Origin of the sequence: Lamprocystis purpurea DSM 4197, from assembly GCF_000379525.1 — a bacterium.
GTDB lineage: Bacteria > Pseudomonadota > Gammaproteobacteria > Chromatiales > Chromatiaceae > Thiodictyon > Thiodictyon purpureum.
Map to the genome: position 1 here is coordinate 1 of NZ_KB902500.1, position 18,672 is coordinate 18,672.

Sequence of the window (18,672 nt, forward strand, 5' to 3'; positions counted from 1 at the left end):
AGTATTCGCCCGATTTATCACCAATTGGATACGCGAATCGAAGCGCATATTTTCGTCGCGTTCCTGGCCTATTGCCTCCAGGTCACCCTGAAAGCCCGTCTGCGCCCCCTCGCGCCGGGGCTGACCCCACGGTCGGCCTTGGAGAAATTCGCCGCCATCCAGATGGTCGACGTGCACCTGCCGACCACCGACGGCCGAACCCTTATCTTGAGTCGTTACACCGAGCCGGAGCCCGACCAGCGACTGCTGCTCGACCGGCTGAATCTGCAACTGCCAGCGCAACCGCCACCGAGGATCACCGCCGCGCTTCAAGCCAGCATACACTAATCGCTTTGTAGTGCCGACCTTTGACCCTATGGTTTAAGCCAAACAATGGCTTATGCGACAAATGGGCGCGAATAGTCGAAGACGGGTTAGACGCGCAGGCCCTTGAGGCTCGATCGGGTCGTGGGCCTTGATCGTAACCCCGGCCAGCGGCATGCGTCGTCAGGGCTTCCAGCCCTGACGGTGTCAGGCCAGGATGGCCTGACTACGCACCCGGCGAGCCCAAGTGGCCGGAATCTTGATCGAGGCCAGGTCGTGGCGGCGCCCGAGTCGTGGATTCCGATGTAGCGGGCGAAGGCCGGGCTCGGGTTGCCGGTCAAGCGGCGGCCTCCAGTGCCGGGGCCGGCGCATCGTGCAGCACGGCTTCGAGCAGGCGGCGGCTGGCGGGGAGCGAATCACCAATTATTTCGTCGGCCGCCACACCAGCTTACCAATGAGTGTGCTTGGATCTCTCGACATCGACCGCCTGCATATCCTCAAGGAACTCTGAAGCCGGCTCGACGCCGCTGACGAGCAAGTGATCTCGCGCGCGCGTGCAGGCGACGTACAGCAAATGGCGCTCGGTGTTGTAGACCTCTTCCAGATCGCTGTCGTCGGTCACGGTCTCGATGCGTGCCTGCAAGGGAACGATCTCGTCGTCGCACGCCATCACGGCGACAGCACGAAACTCCAGGCCCTTGGCCAGATGCATAGTGCCAATCGAAACATGCCCGTGGCTTGTTTCGACGTGCTCATCCAGCACCTTGAACGGCACGCTGGTCTTGGTGACCGCCTCGCGGGCGCGGTCGAGTTCAGTCCCGGAGCGCACGAAAATGCCGATCTCGTGCAGAGCGACACCCTCGTTGACACGTTCACCGATCCAGGCGCCGACGGCACTGGCCTCTTCGGCCGGGGTATTGAAGACGCTCACTCGGGGCTGAGGCCCATTGAATGCCGAGACGGTGCCGCGGCGGTCGTCCGTGTTGCCATCAACGTCGGATACCGCCGGCCCCAGCAACCGATCCGCCTGGGTTCTGATCTGGTGCGACGTGCGGTAGTTGATGTGTAACGTCCGGGCACGGCCCCGAATATCGACGCCGAGCGATAGCCACGAGAACGGTGGCTGGAAAATTCGCTGACCCAAGTCCCCGGCAAAGAACAGGCCGCTCGGGCGACCGGCGCCCAGGGCGGCGAGGAACCGCAGTTGGGGCACGCTCACATCCTGTGCCTCGTCCACCAACACGAAGTCGAATGGCCGCTGCTTGCGGTTCCCCAGGTCGTTCGCGAGTCGGCTGAACAGCGCGGCGCGCGTGATCTGGCCGCTGTCCCTGAGACCCGACCGTACGGACTCGAAGATCGCCCACAGCGCGGCACGCTGCGCCTCCGGCAGGCGCGTCTTGCGCCCGAGTCTCTTCACGTCGCGATAGGCTTCCCAGCAATCCAACTGCCAGGCATCGACGAGTTCTTCCCACTCCGTCCGCAGGAAACCAAGGCTGAACTTCTGACCCGTCGCGGCCGCGCTCGCCTTGGCGATCAGGTGAGTCGTCAGGTCACGCGAGGCAATGTTCGGGGGGCCGAGGTGACGCTCGTAGAGCCGCTCGCCGATGGCATCCAGGGCTTGGACCTCCAGGCGCTCGGCCAAGCGCGGCTCGTTGCTGATCAAGCGCCGCAGCTTGGTCCGAAGCGCGTTCGCCAGCGTCTCGGAGAAGGTGGTCAGCAGGATGCGGCTGTCCGGGTGCTTGCGGGCGAGGAACACCGCACGGTGCAGGGCGACAATCGTCTTCCCCGTCCCAGCCGAGCCGCACACCCGCGCCGGCCCCGCGAAATCGCGCTCCACCCACTGACGCTGGGCCGGGTGGAGAAAGACGGTCCACTTGTCCCAGGGGTACTCCAGGGCACGCTCAAGCTCCTCCAGATCGCCCATGAGGCGGAAGCGCCGCTGGGCGTCGGGATGGGCGAAGGGATCAACGCCGGGGGCTGCCGACGGTCGGGCTATGGCCGGCTGACCGGCGGTGGCCAGTTGGAGCAACGCCTCTGCCGCCTCGGCCGGGAGATGGCCGGCCAACTCCAACAGAGTGTCCTCGTTGGCCTGGCGCACGTCCGCGAGCCATTCGACCGGGATGCCGTAGCCCAATAGTTCAGCATCGGGCCGCTGAGCGAACAACGGCGGCTTCACCGGTGCGGATGACGCGACTTCGACGTACCGCGGGACCGCGATCTCTTCGACGCGCTCGCGAATCTCCACCAACTGCGCCGCACCGGTCTTGGGATGGGTCTCCAGTTTGCGCCGCTCGGCCCAACTGTACGCGCGGTCGTGGTGGTCCACGTAGCAAAGCAACAGGCTCGCGGATGACCGGTGCACGATAAGGCGGATGTCACCACTGGCGCGCACCGACCAGAAGTTCTTGTCCCTCGCGTCATCCAGCTTGTGGAAGCTCAGCCCGGGATTGGCCGGATTGACCTGAAGGTCGAACGCCGTGGTCTTAACAGCCTTCTGCTCGTCGCCGGTCAGGCGGGCGAGGCTGTCGGTGAAGGTGTCGGCGATGCGGAAGTCCATCAGTCGGCCTCCTCCGCGCGCGTGACGGTATCGAGCAGCAGCCGATCCAGCACCGAGAAATCGATGTCCCGCGGCAGGGGAACCGAGGCCACTTCGAGGCGCGCGAGTTCGGCCGCGATGTAGTCGTCGATGACCCGCAGCGGCGCGCCGTGCTCGGACTCCAAGGCGCGACGCTTCCTGGCCAGCAGATCGGCGATGGCGTCCCGCAGGGCCGGCTCGGTCACCAAGGCGTCCACCAGGTCCTGAAACCGCATGGGGGCGACACCGCGACCCTGCTCGATCCACCGAGCGGCCAGCAACGGACGCAACACGTACAGGTACTTCTTCAGGCGTACCCGCTCACCGAGGAGATAGGTGCGGTAGTTACCACGTGCCATGTGGACATAGTGGTGGAAGGAGCACTCGGGTCTGTGAGTGCACCGGGCCGCCAGACGGATCGCGTCAAGGAACCGCGCATGGGCGCGGTAGACAATGGGGGAGTCAAGCCATTCGACCAGGGTCGAGTTACCTTTCTTGAGTAGTCCAAGCGCCTTGCGCAGCTCCCACCCATTGATATCCAGCACCCCGGAGATTGGCACCTCGATCACATCACGCGGCGGACTCACCCGCAGATACCAAGCCAGCGGATGCACGTACAGAAACCGCACGTCGTAGTCGCTGTCGGGAGAGGCGAAACCCCAGCCCCGGCTGCCCGACTCGCATGCAAACAGTATTCGCACGCTGTGGTCCGCTTCGATCGCTGCAAGGTGTCGCTCGATCTCCGAGCGGATGGCGGGATCGATGGGGTGCGCGGTCTGGATATCCATCAGCCGCCCCCTAGGTCGGCGCTGCCGTCCAAACCGGCCGCCACGGTGGCCACCGATAAGTCACACTCCACGTAGCGAACGGTGACGCCAGGGGCGGTCGCGCCCTCGTCGCAGCACTCCTGCAGCACCTGCGCCAGCCGCCGGCCGGCCGCGTGGCACCTGGATCGATCGGACGCTTGCAGCAGAACGAACCGGTTTCTGCCGTTCCCGGTCGAGCGGACGAACCCCGCGGGCAAGGCGAAATCCCGTTGCACGGTGGCGAGCCAGGCACGGAAGGCCGTCAACGCCTCCCAGCGGGTGAAGTAGCGGCCGGGCCAGGTGGCCTTCAGCGGCTCGCCATCCACCGCCATCAGCGCATGTCCGTCGCCGACCTCGAAGAACCCAAGGTCGATCGCCGTCCCCCTGGGCCAAATTGGCGTCCGCCGACGGGGTGCATCGCGATCCAGGTCCAACAGGCGCTCCAGGGCCCAACCACCGATGCTCGGCTCAAACTCGTCGACCCGGACAGTCTCCAACTGCGGATATTCCATGCGCAAGTGCTCCAGCCCGTAGACCTCGGAGAGATCGGAGAGATCGGAGGGGGCGTTTGGTCGGGTCGCCCAGTCGCGCAGTTCGCGGAGCATGTCGCCGATCCATCTCTCGTAGTCCTCGCGCGGGAAAACCAAACGCAAGAATCCCTGGGACGGCAGACAAGAATCGTCCAGCGCCGGGCGCAGCCCCTTGATGTCCAACTCCCAAACGACGGTCCGCGCGTCGGGATGGCTAACCAAGACCGCCTCTTCGATCCCTGTATCCGGCGCGTAGCCGCAATCGCAGGTCAGCAGGTAGTGAGCCCCAGGTTTGACGATCGATTCCCACAGGGCCAACGGGTCCCAGACCACGCCTCGGTCCGCTAACCGCCCTTGGCCACCTGAAAAAACCGGGGTTGCCTGCAGTACCAGATAGGGGGGATCGGCGAAGATGATCTCCGAGTATCTCGAACGCCAGCCGATAGAGCCGGGCAGTTCCAAGGCAGGTGGCTGCCACTTGCCTTGTCCGCTTCCAGCAGGGTCGTTCATCGGACGGCCTGCTCGCCGGTGTCCAAGTGGCCTTTGAGCGCCTGAGGCACCCTGAACACCTTCATTACCTCATCCCCCAGATGGTTGATGACCTTGACCGCGATGCGGCCGGAGGCGGGTTTGGGGAAGGGCCTGGAGGTATCGCTGTTGAGGGTGGCCCAAGCCTCCTCGTTGATCTCGGCCTTAAGGGTGGTCTTCAACGCCTTGTAGGGATCGGCGGCGCCCAGGAAGTAAGCGTGGCGGACGAAGAAGCTCTCTTCGTTGTAGTCGGTGTCGATGAACCAGCAGGCGATGCCCTCGGGGCCGTCGCTGCGGACCTCGCCGGTGCTGGGGTGGAAGACATCCACACCGTTGATTTTGATCCGGACCTGGCCGTCCTCAGCGGGCAGGATCGCGATGTCCGGTTCGCCGAAGATCACGAACAGATTGCCCTTGGAGGTCGTTTTCAGGTCCTCGGCCATGTGCAGGTCGGCGTTCATGCGAGCTTTCAGCACCGGGATGCGGCCGAGTTTGCTGAACTCGGTGGCGTGGGCCTCGTAGTTGAAGGCGCAGGCGATCAGGCAGTCGAAATCGGCATCGCCGGCCTCGCGGGCGGCGGTGACCAGATCGGGGCGGGTGACGGTGCCGAACTCGGGACCGATGAAAATCGCTGCGCGATTTTCACTTGTTACAGTCGAATGACCAGGGGATAAAGCGGTTGGGTCCTGGCCTTCGGCTGGATGGCCATCTTGGGTGACAACATATCGCCCCTCGGCGCAAATCAGGTCGCCGGGCCAAGGCGTCAGCGAGGTGAAGGTGATGCGGTCTTCCTTGTGGGCCTGCTGCACGCCGGCCACCTTCAGGTTCTCCAGGATCATCTGGGGGAAGGTCGGTTTCTCGCCGTAGCCCGCCCCCGGATCGGCCACCTGCTTCTCGTTGGGGTCAACCAGTTCGTCGTTCTCATCCACGCCGAGCACGCGATGCGGCGACAGGCTCTCGACGGTGAAGGGGCCGGCGACGCGGACCTTCTTGTTGTCGGTGTAGGGCTTGTCGTAGAGGTACTCGGAATCGGCCTTGGCGGCGATGGAGGCGTCGATCTCCTGCTGGCGGGCGATGCGGGCCTGCCACCAGTCGGCATGGGCCGTCTTGGCGTCTTGCGGCCAATGCACATCCACCTCGCGCGGTATCTCCCACTCCTCGAAGGGTGCGCATGAATTTGTAGGATGGGTTGAGCGGGAGCGAAACCCATCGCCCGACTTCGCGGCGGGAGGATGGGTTTCGCTGCGCTCTACCCATCCTACGAGGGCGGCGTTCATCCGTTGTCGCAGGGGCTCAAGGGTCGCCTGCCACTTTTCCCAGATGACATCGATCTCGGTGTTGTTGGCGATTGCCTTGAGCGTGATATGTGGCACGCGCTCGTAGACGAAGCCGTGGCGGATGTCGCCGCGGGTCGGCTGGGAGGATGTGGCCGTGCGGCTGACCTCCGCCTCCTTCATCTGGCCGTCGCGCGAGTCGGCGAGCAGGTAATAGGGATAGCGGGCGCCCATGATGCGGGCGCGAGCCAGCGCGAGTGCGACGCGTGAGGTGTCAATGGTGATCCAGCGGCGGCCCCATTGCTCGGCGACGTAAGCTGTAGTGCCGGAGCCGCAGGTAGGGTCGAGGACGAGGTCGCCGGGGTCGGTTGAGATTAGAAAGGCCCTTTGTACGACAGCCGCATTCGTCTGAACGACGTAAACTTTGTCAAGGGAAAAGCTGCTTGCGGTGTCCATCCAGTAAGACGTTGTCTCGATAACCGGATAGTCTTCGTGCATTCGCACATACATTATTCCATTTTTCAATACCTGGTAGCGGTTAGCCTTTACAATCCGATCAAGTCCATCCTTCGTTGTTGACCACCCTCGATTGCCGCCGGGATAGAATTCACGTCCATTCGCGACTAGCGGAAAATACATTGCGCTTCCCGGTCCCGCCGCACGCCCTTGCCGTTGAGAACTCAAATCGCCAAGTGCAAAAACTTTGCAGTCAGTCTCCTTACACCATCGTGAGATCCAGTCTTCCCGGCTCATCGCAAAGCGTTCTCCGTTCTGTAGCTGAATGCGGCTATAAATAGTAGCCCCTTGTTCAAACGGTTCTTTTCGCAAGAACGTCTTCCGAAATTTTACATGAGGTTTGCTCTTTGCGAACCAGACAAGAAAGTCGTGAGGTACAGAAAGCAATTCGGAGGTTTGGCTACTTGTTGTCGCAAAACAAATTAAACCACAAAAATTTTCATCACCGAAAACCTCATCCATTACCGCCCGCACGCGGTGCACATTCTCATCCCCTATCTGCACAAAGATCGACCCTGAATCGGTCAGCAAATCCCGCGCTACGGTCAGTCGATCCCGCAAATAGGTCAGATAAGAATGAATGCCATCCCGCCAGGTATCCCGAAACGCCTTGACCTGCTCCGGCTCACGCGTGATATGACCGACATTGCCGTCCTTCACGTCCCGGCTGGTGGTGCTCCACTGGAAATTGCTGTTGAACTTGATGCCATAGGGCGGATCGAGATAGATGCACTGCACCTTGCCGCGCAGCCCTTCGCGCTCGGCCAGGCTCGCCATCACCTGGAGCGAGTCGCCCAGGATCATGCGGTTGGACCAGTTCTGGTCGTGCCGGTAGAACTCGGTCCGGTCCGCGTCCTTGGGGATGCCGTTGAAGTCGGCGAAGAGGTCGAGCTGCTCGCCCTCGCCCTCGCCCGCGGACGGGGCAGGCAGAGTGGATTGACGCAGCAGGTCGTCGATCAGGACCTTCGGATGGACCTTCTCCTGGATATAGAGCGGCGGGGCCTGGACGATGAGGTCGCTCCAATCCTGCTGATCCTTGCCGCGCCAGACAAGTTGTGGATCGAGGTCGCGGTTGCGCTCCTCCTTTTCCTCATCAAGCCCGGCCGCGCCACGGGTATAGGTCACCGGAATCGGGTCCTGCTCGTCCTTCTGCATCACCGACTGATATTCGGCCGTCGGGATGTTCCTGCGCGTGGCCTCGTCGTGGGTGAGGGTGGCGACGGTGACTGACGGGGGCTTTGGTTTCGCGGCCATCTTGCGCACCTTACAGGAAGGGATTTTCGACGGTGAGCGTCTCGATACGCTGGCCGTGCTGCAGGTCCTCGCTGAGCAGCCTGGCGCAGCCAGCTTCGAGGGCGGCGGCGACGATCAGTGAGTCGTAGAAATGGAACCCGTAACGCTCCTGCACAGCGATGCCACGTTGGAAGAATTCAGGTGTCGGCATCACCCGCCAGAATGGAATCAGAACGGCGTGCAGAAAGCGGCGGGCCTCGTCGGGACCGGCAGCCGCCTTGAGCTTACCGGTTAGCACATTCAGAGTTTCCTGAACCACTTGATGGCTGATGGCTGCGTCGCCGCGCTGTAACCCCTCGCGGATCAACTCCTTTGCGATGGTGCGTTTGCGTGGGTCCTTCCGGTCAAAGGCATAAAGAAAGACGTTGGAGTCGAGAAAATCAACGCTCATTCATCTCCTCCCTCGTGAATTTGCGTCCGCCGAGATCAATCTTGCCACTCAACGCCTCAATCGTAGCCATGGCCTCATCCACCTGCCTTTGGCGTTGGGCATAGTCGGCGAGCCATCCGCGGATCAGGTCATCCAGCGTGGTATCCTCAGCGCGCGCGCGCTTGAGCGCAGTTTCGATGATGTCTTCTTCAAAGCTGATTGTGATTTCTTTGGTCATAGACTCCTCGCTGGTTACGCTGGTTGTCACGCTTCAGACTCGCGTGGGTGTTCAGGCCGCTGGAGCGGCCAAGACTGCATTCCCACGCGGAGCGTGGGAACGAGCAGAACGGTTTGGCCGATGGGTTTACCCGTCGTCATCGCGACGCCTCCCGAGTCGCTGGGATCGGCGCGACAGTCTCTATCATCTTATTGAACTCGCTCTCGACCTTTGCCTTGAAGTCGGCTTCGATCTGATAGACCTCGGTGAATTCGGCAAAGGCCCAGCGCCCGAAGGTGCCGAGGTTGTTCACGCCGGGAACCCAGTAGGTGTCCATGGTGGACTTCTTTTCCTTGGCGTCTTCGCGACGGTAGCCCTTGATCTCGACGGTCAGGTGCAGCAAGTCGTCCTCGCCATGGCCGTCATCCACCAGCAGGACGAAATCAGGCAGATAGCGGCGCATCGCGGAGCCGTAGCGGTAGGGTACTTCAAACCCCAGGCTATGGTTCTTGGCGTAGGCACGTACCCGCGGATGGGCCTCCGCCACGCGGCAGAATTCGGCCTCCCAATCGCTGTCCAGGATCACCCAGTTGATGTGACAGCGGCGGGAGTCGGTTTCCCAGCGCTCGGTTTTACTGGTGTTGAAGCGGACATGGGCGGTGGAGCCAACCGGATTGTAGGGGTCAAGCAGGGCCAGGATCGGGCGCTTGCCGATGAAGGCGCGGGTAATACCGGCAGTGATCCGCTCGCAGGCCATGTCCGCGAGCATCTTGTATTTGAGCTGCGCCGGGAAGGTGCCGCCTTTGCACACCAGATAACCGTCGAGCCACTGACGGGCGATGCGCTTGAGCTGGCCGAACAGGTTGAGGCGCGGTTCGTCGTTCGCGTCTCGCCATTTGTTGAGTACCAGGTAGGAGGTCAGTTCGTAGACCATCTGGGACGGGCGCACGTCTCCGGTGTGGACAAGGTCGAGGTCGACCGTTGCACCGATGATCCCCGCATTCTGGGTCCTGGTGGCGCCGATCAGATCGGGCGTGAGCTCAAGCACGGAGTCGTCGTTGAACTCGGCGGTCAGACGCTCCTGCGGCAGTTCGGTGCGGTAGCCGGCGACGCGGGGGAAGCGGATTTCGAGTGCGTCGCGCTCGGGGCGCACGGCCTTGACCTGGATCGTCTCGCGCGGCGGCTGGGGCGGCGCCACGACGGGCTTGGCGTTGAAATCGAAAGGGATGCCGAGGACATCGGCGTATTCGACGTTGAAGAGCCCGTCTTCGTTGAGGTCGTAGGATTGGCGGCGCAGCGCCCGGCCGATGACTTGCTCGCACAGGAGTTGGGTGCCGAAGGCGCGCACGCCCAACACATGGGTGACGGTGTTGGCGTCCCAGCCCTCGGTGAGCATGGACACCGAGACGACGCAGCGGATATCGGCGCCCAGTCGGCCGGGCTTGCCCACGGTGTTCATGACTTCGCGCAGCAGGGCCACGTCGTCGAGGTCCTTGCCTTTGAGCAGTTCGTCGGCGAGTTGGCCGCCGCGTTCCAGGATCTCGCGTCGGAAACGCTCGATTTCATCCGCGGCCATGGCGCGGAAGTGGTCGTCCAGGGCTTCGCCGGACTCCAACTGCTCGCTGTCGATCAGCAGGGTGCGGGGCCGCGGGAGTGCGTTGCCGTGTTCGTCGTGGTTACGGAACAGGGGCAGCCGGCCGGGCACCAATTCGGTGGTGCCATCCTGCTTCGTGCGGTCGAAGCCGGCGATGTAGTCGTAGACTAGCTTGGAGGCGGAGGTGTTGTTGCAGACGACGATGAAGCAAGGCGGCGACGCGACCCCGGCCTGCTGCCAGAGGGCGAAGGTCTTCTCATAGTGTCCGTAGAGCGCCTCCAACGCGGTTTGCAGTTGGGTCGGAAGGTCCAGCGGGTTGAGCGACTCCGATTTGCCGCGGCCCTTCTTGGGCATCTTGGCGCGGATGTGCTCCCACAGGTTGCGGAACATGGGCATCTCGCCGCCGGGAATGTTGTCGGCGACCGGCACGCGCGGCAACTTGACGATGCCGCACTCGATCGCGTCCATCAGCGAGAAGTCGCTCAAGGTCCAGGGGAACAGGGTGCCCTCGGCATAGCCGGAACCGCGCAGGAAGAAGGGGGTGGCGGAGAGATCGAAGACGCGGGCCAAGCCCAGGTTGCGGTTGACGGCCTCCAAGCCGGAAATCCAGAGGCGGGCGGCGGCGTTGTTCTTCTCGGCCTCCTTCTTCTCGTCGCCCTTCAGGTCGCCCTCCAGATCGCCGCCCTGATCACGGCCGGGCTTCTCGCGGTAGCAGTGGTGGGCCTCGTCGTTTACGCCCAAGATGTTCTTCAGGCCCATCAGGTCGGGCATGACGCGCTGGAGCATCTGTCCCTCGGTCTCCAGGGTGTCCAAGGCATCGCCGCCGCGGCCCTGGAGCAATAGCCGACCGCCTTTGGAGAGTTCGATACGTTCGCGCCGCCGGAAGGCGTGGTAGTTGGTGATGACGATCTTGGCGCGCCGTACGTCGTCCAATAGATCACCCGGAACCAGTTCGCGGCTGGCGTAGTAGCTGTCCGGGTCGTTGGGCTGGAGCACGCGCAGGCGGTCTTTGATCGTGAGTCCTGGTGCGACGATGAGGAAGCCGCGGGTGAATTTCTTGGACCCAGGTCGACGCACGGCGTTGACCGTCTGCCAGGCGATCAGCATGGCCATGACCGTGGTCTTACCGGCGCCGGTGGCGAGCTTGAGCGCCAGGCGCAGCAACTCCGGGTTGGCGTCGTGATTGGCGTCGGTCAGATGTGTCAGGAAGCGCTCCCCAGCCTTGCCGATCTGCGGTGCGACCTCGGTGAGCCAGATGGCGGTCTCGACGGCCTCGATCTGGCAGAAGAAGGGACGCAGGCTGCTGAACGGGTGCTGTCGCCAGTGCGTGAGGAGGCGAGCCGTCTCCGGGGTCACCCGCCAGTGGTTCGGATCAGGGTCCAGCCGCCAGCGGTCGACCTCTTGGCGGACGGCGTTGATGATGGCGGTGTGGTCGTAGCGCTGGGCCTCCGTGCTCAGTCCCTTGCCGTCATCGAACAGGAGTTCGCCTTGCTTGGGCACGCCTTTCTGTTTCTTCGGCTTGGGGATCGGGGTGATGAACTCCGCCCGACGCCGGGCCTCGACGATCTTCTGGGTCGGTTGACCCGTGTCGTCCAGTTCCCAGTGGCGCGCTGGATAGGCGTAAGGGGAGTTGAGGATCGGCCGGTCGAAGAAGGGGTTGCTCACGGCGGTTACCTGGCGTTAGGTCCTTCGGCACAGAAAGGGCAGACGGCGGCGCCGCGGGGGCACGGCACGTTACTCTAGCGGCTAAAGGGGTATTTTGTAACCACCGCGACGACGCGGTCTTTTGGCGGACCTAACTGCCAGGGCCGGTTGCAGCGCGCGGTTGATCCAGCAATTCCAAATTTGGGCGGCACCACGCGACCTCTGGTGGATGCGGCGCGCGCGACCGCCGTGCCGGGTCCCCGACACCGAGCGGCGCGCCTTATCCACCCTACAACGGAGCCGGTTTCGTAGGGTGGATAAGCGCAGCGCATCCACCATCGGCCTCGCTGCCGACACGCTGTTGGCGGCGGCCACCCAAATTTGGAATTGCTGCGGTTGATCGCGGTGCCTTGATTGGGCTGGTTACTATCGGTTACGGTTGGCGAGCCTCCGCCCCGTGCCCGGACCTCCGCCAAGTGACCCACACCCTTTCCCCCGGAGCACCCACGATGACAGCAGACATTGAAAGCCTGGTCCTGGAACACCTGCGAGCGATTCGCGCAACCCAGACCGACCACGGGGAACGACTCACGAGCATCGCGCTAAACCTTGCCATGCTCGGGCAGCAAGTCGGCGCCCTGACAACGGCGGTTTACTCGGGCAAATCCGACCTGGAAGGACTGCGGCGCCGTGTCGAGCGGATTGAACGGCGCCTTGAATTGACCGATGGCTGAGGACATGAACACCTTCATTCTTGACACCCTGGCCTATGCCGAAACGCTCAAAGCGGGCGGGTTCAGCGAGCAACAAGCCGTAACCCAGGCCCGTGCCCTGGCGGAAATCCTTGATCGACAAATGGCGATCAAGGCCGAAGTTGCCGAGCACGAGAACGCGCTGCGTCGCGATATTGAAGCCTTGCGAGTGGAGCTTAAGCGCGACATTCGAGAATCGGAGTTGGGCCTAACGGCGAAGGTCGCCGAGACGAAAGCCGACTTGACCCGCTGGGTTATTGGCGTGGGCTTTCTGCAAACGACCATCATTATTGGCGTCTTGCTGAAGGTCGCGAAGCTGGTTTGACACGAGAGCAGGCCTCGATCGAGATTCCGGCCGCTTGGGTTCGCCGGATGCGTAGTCAGGCCATCCTGGCCTGACACCGTCAGGGCTGGAAGCCCTGACTACGCAAGCCATTGGCCGAAATACGATCAAGGCCCCAGAACGGGCGGCCCCTTCACCGCCCTGACCTAGTACCCCGTTCCAACTTAAGCCGCGGCGTCATTCCGGCAGGATGCCGGAATCCAGTGCCATGGGTTGCGCAGTGGTTGCGCAAACGAAAACGGCCTAGACATTTTGATTCTAAGCCGTTGTTTTATTGGAGCCGGCGAGAGGATTCGAACCCCCGACCCGCTGATTACAAATCAGCTGCTCTACCAACTGAGCTACGCCGGCGTCTGGCTGGAGTCCGCGGGGCGTTTCGCCTCCGCGGAGTGTAGAGTGTACCGCGTTGCGGGCGCCGGGCGAAGGGTTTCGCGACCAGCAGTTCCAATTTTGGGTGGCTGCCCGCCGACAGCGTGCCGGCAGCGAGGCTGATGGTGGATGCGCTGCGCTTATCCACCCTACAAAACCGGCCCGCTGTAGGGTGGATAAGGCGCGCCGCTCGGTGTCAGGGACCCGGCACGCCGGTCGTGCGCGCCGCATCCACCAGGGGGGCTGCGCGATGCTGCCCAAATTTGGAATTGCTGGCGACCCGGGGGGCTGAAATTTGTCGGCGGCGCCCGAATGATCTAGCCTCCGCGAGCACTGTCGCGTCCAACATCCAGCCGGGCACCGCGCCCCACCAAGGTCCACATGAGCCTGTTGCATACCGCCACGACCGACTTCCATGCGCCTGGTCTGACGTCCGCCCGTGCCGACCTGGTCGGCGCACTGCGTGATTTCCTCCCGGCCGATGCCGTGCTGGAGCAGGAGGAGCAGGTGCGGCCCTATGAGTGCGACGGGCTCTCGGCCTATCGCCAACTGCCGCTGCTGGTGGTGCTGCCGCGCACGGTCGCGGAGGTCCAGCGGATCCTGCGGCTGTGTCACGAACAGCAGGTGCCGGTGGTGGCACGGGGGGCCGGGACCGGACTGTCCGGGGGCGCCCTGCCCTTGAGCGATGGCATCGTGCTGAGTCTGGCGCGGTTCAACCGCATCCTGGAGCTGGACCCGGCGGCGCGCCTGGCGCGGGTGGAGCCGGGGGTGCGCAATCTGGCGATCAGCGAGGCCGCGGCGCCTCACGGGCTTTACTATGCTCCGGACCCCTCGAGTCAGATCGCCTGCACCATCGGCGGCAACGTGGCGGAGAACTCGGGCGGGGTGCACTGCCTCAAATACGGGCTGACGGTGCATAACGTCCTGGGCATCAAGTTCGTCACCATGGAGGGCGAGTTGATCGAGCTCGGCTCGGCGGCGCCCGACGCGCCGGGGTATGACCTGCTGGCGCTCTATATCGGTTCGGAGGGGATGCTGGGCGTCACGGTGGAGGTCACGGTCAAGCTGCTGCCCGTGCCGGAACGGGCCCAGGCGCTGCTCGCCGCCTATGACGATGTGGAGCGCGCCGGCCACGCGGTGGGCGAGATCATCGCGGCCGGGATCATCCCGGCGGGGCTGGAGATGATGGACGGGCCGGCGATCAAGGCGGCCGAGGCGTTCGCCCATGCCGGCTATCCGATCGACGCGGCGGCCATCCTGATCTGCGAGATCGACGGCACCGAGGCCGAGGTGGCTGAGTTGGCTATCCAGGTGCGCGACCTGTTGCTGGCGAGCGGGGCGACCGAGGTGCGGACCTCGCGCGACGACGCCGAGCGGCTGCGGTTCTGGAAGGGGCGCAAGTCGGCCTTCCCGGCCGTGGGGCGCATCTCCCCCGACTATTACTGCATGGACGGCACTATCCCGCGCCGCGCCCTGCCGGAGGTGCTGCGCCGCACGGCGGAGTTGTCGGTGCAGTATGGTCTGGCGGTCGCCAATGTCTTCCACGCGGGAGACGGGAATATGCACCCATTGATCCTGTTCGATGCCAACAAGCCCGGCGAACTGGAGCGCACCGAGGAACTGGGCGGGCGCATCCTGGAACTGTGCGTGGAGGTCGGCGGCACCATCACCGGCGAGCACGGGGTCGGCATCGAGAAGATCAACCAGATGTGCGTGCAGTTCAGCCCGGCTGAATTGGCCCAGTTCCATGCGGTCAAGCACGCCTTCGATCCGGAAACACTGCTCAATCCGGGCAAGGGCATCCCGACCCCAAAGCGCTGTTCGGAATACCGACAGTTGCCCGATCGGGGGCATCGGCATGCGGACTGACCGACTGCATTGGAACCATTGATGCCGACTGACCCCGATCGTCTGATCAGCCCGCTGGCCGCGGGCGACGACAGTGCCCTGGACCGGGCGATCCGCCCACGTCGGCTGGCGGACTACGTGGGCCAGCCGGCGGTCCGCGAGCAGATGGAGATCTTTATCGGTGCCGCGCGCGCCCGGCGCGAGGCGCTGGATCATGTCCTGATCTTCGGGCCGCCGGGGCTCGGCAAGACCACGCTGGCCCACATCATCGCGCACGAGATGCAGGTCAACCTGCGCCAGACCTCGGGGCCGGTGCTGGAGAAACCGGGTGACCTGGCCGCCCTGCTCACCAACCTGGAGGCCGGGGATGTGCTGTTCGTCGATGAGATTCACCGGCTGAGCCCGGTGGTCGAGGAGGTGCTCTACCCGGCCCTGGAGGATTTTCAACTCGATATTATGATCGGCGAGGGGCCGGCCGCCCGCTCGATCAAGCTCGACCTGCCGCCCTTCACCCTGGTCGGCGCCACCACGCGCGCCGGACTCCTGACCTCGCCGCTGCGCGACCGTTTCGGGATCGTCCAACGGTTGGAGTATTACTCGGCGGAGGATCTCACCACCATCGTGCGCCGGTCCGCCGAAATCCTGGCCATCCCCACCGAACCGGATGGCGCCGCCGAGATCGCCCGCCGCTCGCGCGGCACCCCGCGCATCGCCAACCGACTGCTGCGTCGTGTGCGCGATTTCGCGCAAGTGCGCGCCGATGGGCAGATCACCGTCACAGTCGCCGACCAGGCACTGGCTATGCTTAAGGTGGATGCGCTGGGCTTCGATCACATGGACCGGCGATTGCTGGCGGCGGTGATCCAGCGGTTCGACGGCGGACCCGTAGGGGTGGAAAGTCTGGCCGCGGCGATCGGTGAGGAGCGCGGCACCATCGAGGACGTGCTGGAGCCCTATCTGATCCAGCAAGGCTATCTGATGCGTACTCCGCGCGGTCGCATGGCGACCCAGGCCGCCTACCTGCATCTGGGTCTGCCCGCCCCGGTGCGGCCGAACGCAAGCCTGGGTCCGGCGATTGCCGACCTATTTGCCAATGCAGAGGATTGAGCGGCGACGATGGACGCAGACCCAGCCCGCTGCCAACAATGCGTCAATTTAAAAAATTGAGGTTCACTCAGTTATGTTCGCACAGCAAACTCGCTTTCCCATGGTCCTTTACCCGACGCCCATCGCCAATCCCTGGGAGGCGTGGCGCCTCGGCTGGATGGTTTCGCAGTTCTGGTTGACCGCCGCGCAGAAGGTTCTCAACCAGGGCGGCTGGTTGACCGGCACTGATTCGACCAGCAGGTCCGTGCGCGAATGGCAGCGCCTGTGGAGCGAGACCATGAGCGAGAACATTGGGGCCGCCATGGAATGGCAGCGGGCCGGCAGCGACCTGCTGCTCGCCCGGCTTGACGTGGCGAAAGACGATGGGCGATAGCCAAAGCTCAGCATCCGGGACTATTACGCACAAGACGGCCTTCCAGCCGCTCGGAACGCGATCGGACAACAGGGGAAGCGGGTCCAGCCGGACGGCCTCAGAGTGACCCCGATACCCCGATAGGGCATTCGATACCGCAGGCAGGTGGCGAAATCCACTACGATGAAGCATCAAAGACCTGCATAGTGCCGTTCCAACTCATGCAAATCCTTTTCCCTGCCGGCCAGACCGGTAGCCGGTAGCGCCCGGGAAGATCGAGGCTCCCCTCGGCCGGCTGTCGCAAGAAGCGGCCTTGACCTTCAGCAATTCCGTGCTAAGCTCTTTCGCATAATTAAGAATATCGATTGTCGCGGTTTATTACCGATGCGGGTGCGTCTCCCGCAAGGATCCGGCAAACCACATAAAGATGTGCCAGGAGGCGTCACCACGTGATCAGCAACAGTTTCTCCCCGAGCAGCGAGGCCGGACAAAGTGTCTGGCTCGCCAATTTTTCGCTGAAGTTCCCGGCCCATGGTCCGGTGTGCAGGATCGGTGCCGATGAGATCACCAGCACCGTCGGCGAGGTTGATTATTACGTCTGGATGCTCCAATGTTGGCATCCCGCCATCCAGCGCCACGCCAAGGAGGCCACCGCGTACAAATTGTTAATGGGCAGCGCCAGCCAGGGTTCGCCGCTGTCGCAATTCGCACAATTTCCCGACCCGCCGCCCCTGCCCGGCATCCCGAAACGTCTATTCAACCTAATCACACACTTCAAGGGCAGTGCCAGCGATAACGAGTCGAGCGGCCATGATCTGGACATGACCGCTACCCCCGACGCTACCGAGCATCCAATCCTCGAGTTGACCGTCACGACCGGGCTCGGCACCGCCGGCCCCAATAGCGTATTGATTTCAAAAAATACGGCCACGACCGCGTCTGGATCGAGTTCCGCACCAACGGGGGCATTAGGCCTTCCTCGCCATCGATACCGTCAAGACTTAATCTTGATGAGCGCCCGTTCGGTCTCGGCAACACCCACGAGACCCTCGATATCAACCGATATTTATTAGGATACACTTTATGCGTATGCCACTTCAGCTCGTCCATTGCTCACCACTCGGCATCCAACCGCCGACCGCTGCACTCCTTTTGCTCTGCTTACTGCCGACACCTCCGGCGCTGGCTCAAGAGCAATCTATGATCCTTCTGCCACCGCATACCAATAACCGTGCCTTTGCCGTCATACGGGAAGCAGTACCAATCAGTGATTTTAGGTCGGATTCCTATCCCGATGAGACACAAGATTTCACAGCCAAGTTCAAGGTCGAACAGACGCTTGTCGGATGGACGGAGTACAACCCATCGACATGTCAGGTCGTGGACACGGGCGCTTGGACGATCATCACCGAACCAAACTACGGCCCAAACCGCTTCGGTATCGAAAACCGTACCGTTTCCAGCGGCCCGTGCGCAGGGCAGACTTGGCCTTTCAATTTTTCATACTATACTTGGACGGATAAAGACTCCATGGACCCGGACGATCTCTTCTCCTTGCGCTGGCACACGGCGGATGGCTTGTTCGCCGAGACCGGCGACTGGCTCGCGAAGGTTGCAGATCCGGAGTACATTGGCGATGTTCCAGGACGCAGGCTTGGGATCTACATTGAGGGGCATGTCGGATTATGGACAGGCAGTCAGGTGCTCGAAATGGATGGCAAGCAGATGGTGTACAAGACGATCGACGCCTTCAAGGAGGAGACCGATTACTATGGAGCCAAGGCCAGGGGCAAATTGAACCGCCGTGGCATACTGGGGGCGGCGCTCGCTCAGAAGCAGTATAATCCGACTTACACCATTTTTGCCAAGTACATCATAGGTGGAATAGCCGCGGGCAAGAAATTCAACGAGGCCACTCAGAAATGGGAGAATGTCGGCAAGACGTTTCCCGGCGTATTTCGATGTGACTCCCTCGTGAACTATGCTTATAAGTACGGAGATGGTAGCTATATCAGAAACATGACCGAGAAAAGCGTTCGTCGATGGGAAGCACAGGGAGAGTACTACAATCGGACAGAAGGTTCGGGTTCCGAGGGTCTTACGCCCAACTTGCTTTATAATACGCTCCCGGACAAACGATGATTATGCACAGCCGCAAACCAGGTGCCTCGACCTTGCTCCGGATCGGTGTCATCTTGGCCTCTATTGCACTGCTTTTGGTGACTGGCTTATTTCTTTCGGCACGACATCC

At 62.8% G+C, this 18,672-nt stretch carries 14 protein-coding genes, 1 tRNA gene and 1 pseudogene; 8 read left to right on the top strand and 8 right to left on the bottom strand.

The annotated features are described in order from the left end of the window. Window positions 1-327, top strand: a pseudogene (locus tag A39O_RS33720) (IS1634 family transposase); the annotation flags it as partial. Window positions 328-751: 424 nt separating this feature from the next. Here A39O_RS33720 and A39O_RS0115415 read toward each other — a convergent pair. From A39O_RS0115415 to A39O_RS0115445, 7 genes are all read right to left on the bottom strand, one after another. After that, the gene (locus A39O_RS0115415; protein ID WP_020505559.1) at window positions 752-2,860 is read right to left on the bottom strand and encodes a 3'-5' exonuclease; all 2,109 of its coding nucleotides are present in this window, start codon (window positions 2,858-2,860) and stop codon (window positions 752-754) included. Then, a complete protein-coding gene (locus tag A39O_RS0115420; RefSeq protein WP_020505560.1) occupies window positions 2,860-3,666 on the bottom strand; it encodes a nucleotidyltransferase domain-containing protein in 807 nt (268 codons plus the stop codon). The genes A39O_RS0115415 and A39O_RS0115420 overlap by 1 nt, the downstream gene beginning before the upstream one ends. Next, window positions 3,666-4,724, bottom strand: coding sequence for a hypothetical protein (locus A39O_RS0115425; protein ID WP_157640149.1), 1,059 nt, complete (start codon window positions 4,722-4,724; stop codon window positions 3,666-3,668). The genes A39O_RS0115420 and A39O_RS0115425 overlap by 1 nt, the downstream gene beginning before the upstream one ends. After that, on the bottom strand, window positions 4,721-7,786 hold the full coding sequence (locus A39O_RS0115430; protein WP_020505562.1) for a site-specific DNA-methyltransferase: 3,066 nt from the start codon (window positions 7,784-7,786) through the stop codon (window positions 4,721-4,723). The genes A39O_RS0115425 and A39O_RS0115430 overlap by 4 nt, the downstream gene beginning before the upstream one ends. Before the next feature lie 10 nt (window positions 7,787-7,796). After that, window positions 7,797-8,216 (bottom strand): PIN domain-containing protein, encoded by a 420-nt coding sequence (locus A39O_RS0115435; RefSeq protein ID WP_020505563.1) that lies wholly within the window; start codon window positions 8,214-8,216, stop codon window positions 7,797-7,799. Continuing rightward, window positions 8,206-8,433 (bottom strand): hypothetical protein, encoded by a 228-nt coding sequence (locus A39O_RS0115440; protein WP_026199445.1) that lies wholly within the window; start codon window positions 8,431-8,433, stop codon window positions 8,206-8,208. Before A39O_RS0115440 ends, A39O_RS0115435 begins: the two co-directional genes overlap by 11 nt. A gap of 136 nt (window positions 8,434-8,569) precedes the next feature. Beyond that, on the bottom strand, window positions 8,570-11,671 hold the full coding sequence (locus tag A39O_RS0115445) for a BPTD_3080 family restriction endonuclease (protein ID WP_020505565.1): 3,102 nt from the start codon (window positions 11,669-11,671) through the stop codon (window positions 8,570-8,572). Window positions 11,672-12,159: 488 nt separating this feature from the next. Between A39O_RS0115445 and A39O_RS0115450 the strand changes: the two genes are divergently transcribed. Further along, window positions 12,160-12,384, top strand: coding sequence for a hypothetical protein (locus A39O_RS0115450; protein ID WP_020505566.1), 225 nt, complete (start codon window positions 12,160-12,162; stop codon window positions 12,382-12,384). 4 nt (window positions 12,385-12,388) lie between these two features. Next, entirely contained in the window at window positions 12,389-12,727 is a 339-nt protein-coding gene (locus A39O_RS0115455) for a CCDC90 family protein (RefSeq protein ID WP_026199446.1), read from the top strand. Between the two features lie 293 nt (window positions 12,728-13,020). On the opposite strand, the gene A39O_RS0115460 is transcribed toward A39O_RS0115455, so the two are convergent. Continuing rightward, window positions 13,021-13,096: transfer RNA gene (locus A39O_RS0115460), tRNA-Thr, on the bottom strand. A gap of 399 nt (window positions 13,097-13,495) precedes the next feature. Between A39O_RS0115460 and A39O_RS0115465 the strand changes: the two genes are divergently transcribed. The 5 genes from A39O_RS0115465 (at window position 13,496) to A39O_RS36680 (ending at window position 18,563) form a co-directional block, all read left to right on the top strand. Then, window positions 13,496-14,983, top strand: coding sequence for an FAD-linked oxidase C-terminal domain-containing protein (locus A39O_RS0115465; protein ID WP_020505568.1), 1,488 nt, complete (start codon window positions 13,496-13,498; stop codon window positions 14,981-14,983). Between the two features lie 21 nt (window positions 14,984-15,004). Next, window positions 15,005-16,069, top strand: a complete 1,065-nt coding sequence (gene ruvB, locus A39O_RS0115470) for a Holliday junction branch migration DNA helicase RuvB (RefSeq protein WP_020505569.1) — start codon at window positions 15,005-15,007, stop codon at window positions 16,067-16,069. Between the two features lie 73 nt (window positions 16,070-16,142). Next, window positions 16,143-16,442 carry a hypothetical protein gene (locus A39O_RS0115475; RefSeq protein WP_157640151.1) on the top strand — a complete coding sequence of 100 codons (300 nt, stop codon included), beginning with the start codon at window positions 16,143-16,145 and terminating at the stop codon, window positions 16,440-16,442. A gap of 428 nt (window positions 16,443-16,870) precedes the next feature. Next, a complete protein-coding gene (locus A39O_RS0115480) occupies window positions 16,871-17,494 on the top strand; it encodes a hypothetical protein (protein WP_020505571.1) in 624 nt (207 codons plus the stop codon). 10 nt (window positions 17,495-17,504) lie between these two features. Continuing rightward, window positions 17,505-18,563: a hypothetical protein gene (locus A39O_RS36680; protein WP_157640153.1), complete on the top strand. Its 1,059-nt coding sequence runs from the start codon at window positions 17,505-17,507 to the stop codon at window positions 18,561-18,563. Window positions 18,564-18,672: the final 109 nt, after the last annotated feature.

What these genes read in the sequence shown, in the direction of transcription:
- A39O_RS0115475 (WP_157640151.1), top strand. Translation starts at nt 16,143, where the DNA reads ATGTTCGCACAGCAAACTCGCTTTCCCATGGTCCTTTACCCGACGCCC.
- A39O_RS36680 (WP_157640153.1), top strand. Translation starts at nt 17,505, where the DNA reads ATGCGTATGCCACTTCAGCTCGTCCATTGCTCACCACTCGGCATCCAA.
- A39O_RS0115425 (WP_157640149.1), bottom strand. Translation starts at nt 4,724, where the DNA reads ATGAACGACCCTGCTGGAAGCGGACAAGGCAAGTGGCAGCCACCTGCC.
- A39O_RS0115455 (WP_026199446.1), top strand. Translation starts at nt 12,389, where the DNA reads ATGAACACCTTCATTCTTGACACCCTGGCCTATGCCGAAACGCTCAAA.
- A39O_RS0115440 (WP_026199445.1), bottom strand. Translation starts at nt 8,433, where the DNA reads ATGACCAAAGAAATCACAATCAGCTTTGAAGAAGACATCATCGAAACT.
- A39O_RS0115450 (WP_020505566.1), top strand. Translation starts at nt 12,160, where the DNA reads ATGACAGCAGACATTGAAAGCCTGGTCCTGGAACACCTGCGAGCGATT.
- ruvB (WP_020505569.1), top strand. Translation starts at nt 15,005, where the DNA reads ATGCCGACTGACCCCGATCGTCTGATCAGCCCGCTGGCCGCGGGCGAC.
- A39O_RS0115420 (WP_020505560.1), bottom strand. Translation starts at nt 3,666, where the DNA reads ATGGATATCCAGACCGCGCACCCCATCGATCCCGCCATCCGCTCGGAG.
- A39O_RS0115465 (WP_020505568.1), top strand. Translation starts at nt 13,496, where the DNA reads ATGAGCCTGTTGCATACCGCCACGACCGACTTCCATGCGCCTGGTCTG.
- A39O_RS0115415 (WP_020505559.1), bottom strand. Translation starts at nt 2,860, where the DNA reads ATGGACTTCCGCATCGCCGACACCTTCACCGACAGCCTCGCCCGCCTG.
- A39O_RS0115430 (WP_020505562.1), bottom strand. Translation starts at nt 7,786, where the DNA reads ATGGCCGCGAAACCAAAGCCCCCGTCAGTCACCGTCGCCACCCTCACC.
- A39O_RS0115435 (WP_020505563.1), bottom strand. Translation starts at nt 8,216, where the DNA reads ATGAGCGTTGATTTTCTCGACTCCAACGTCTTTCTTTATGCCTTTGAC.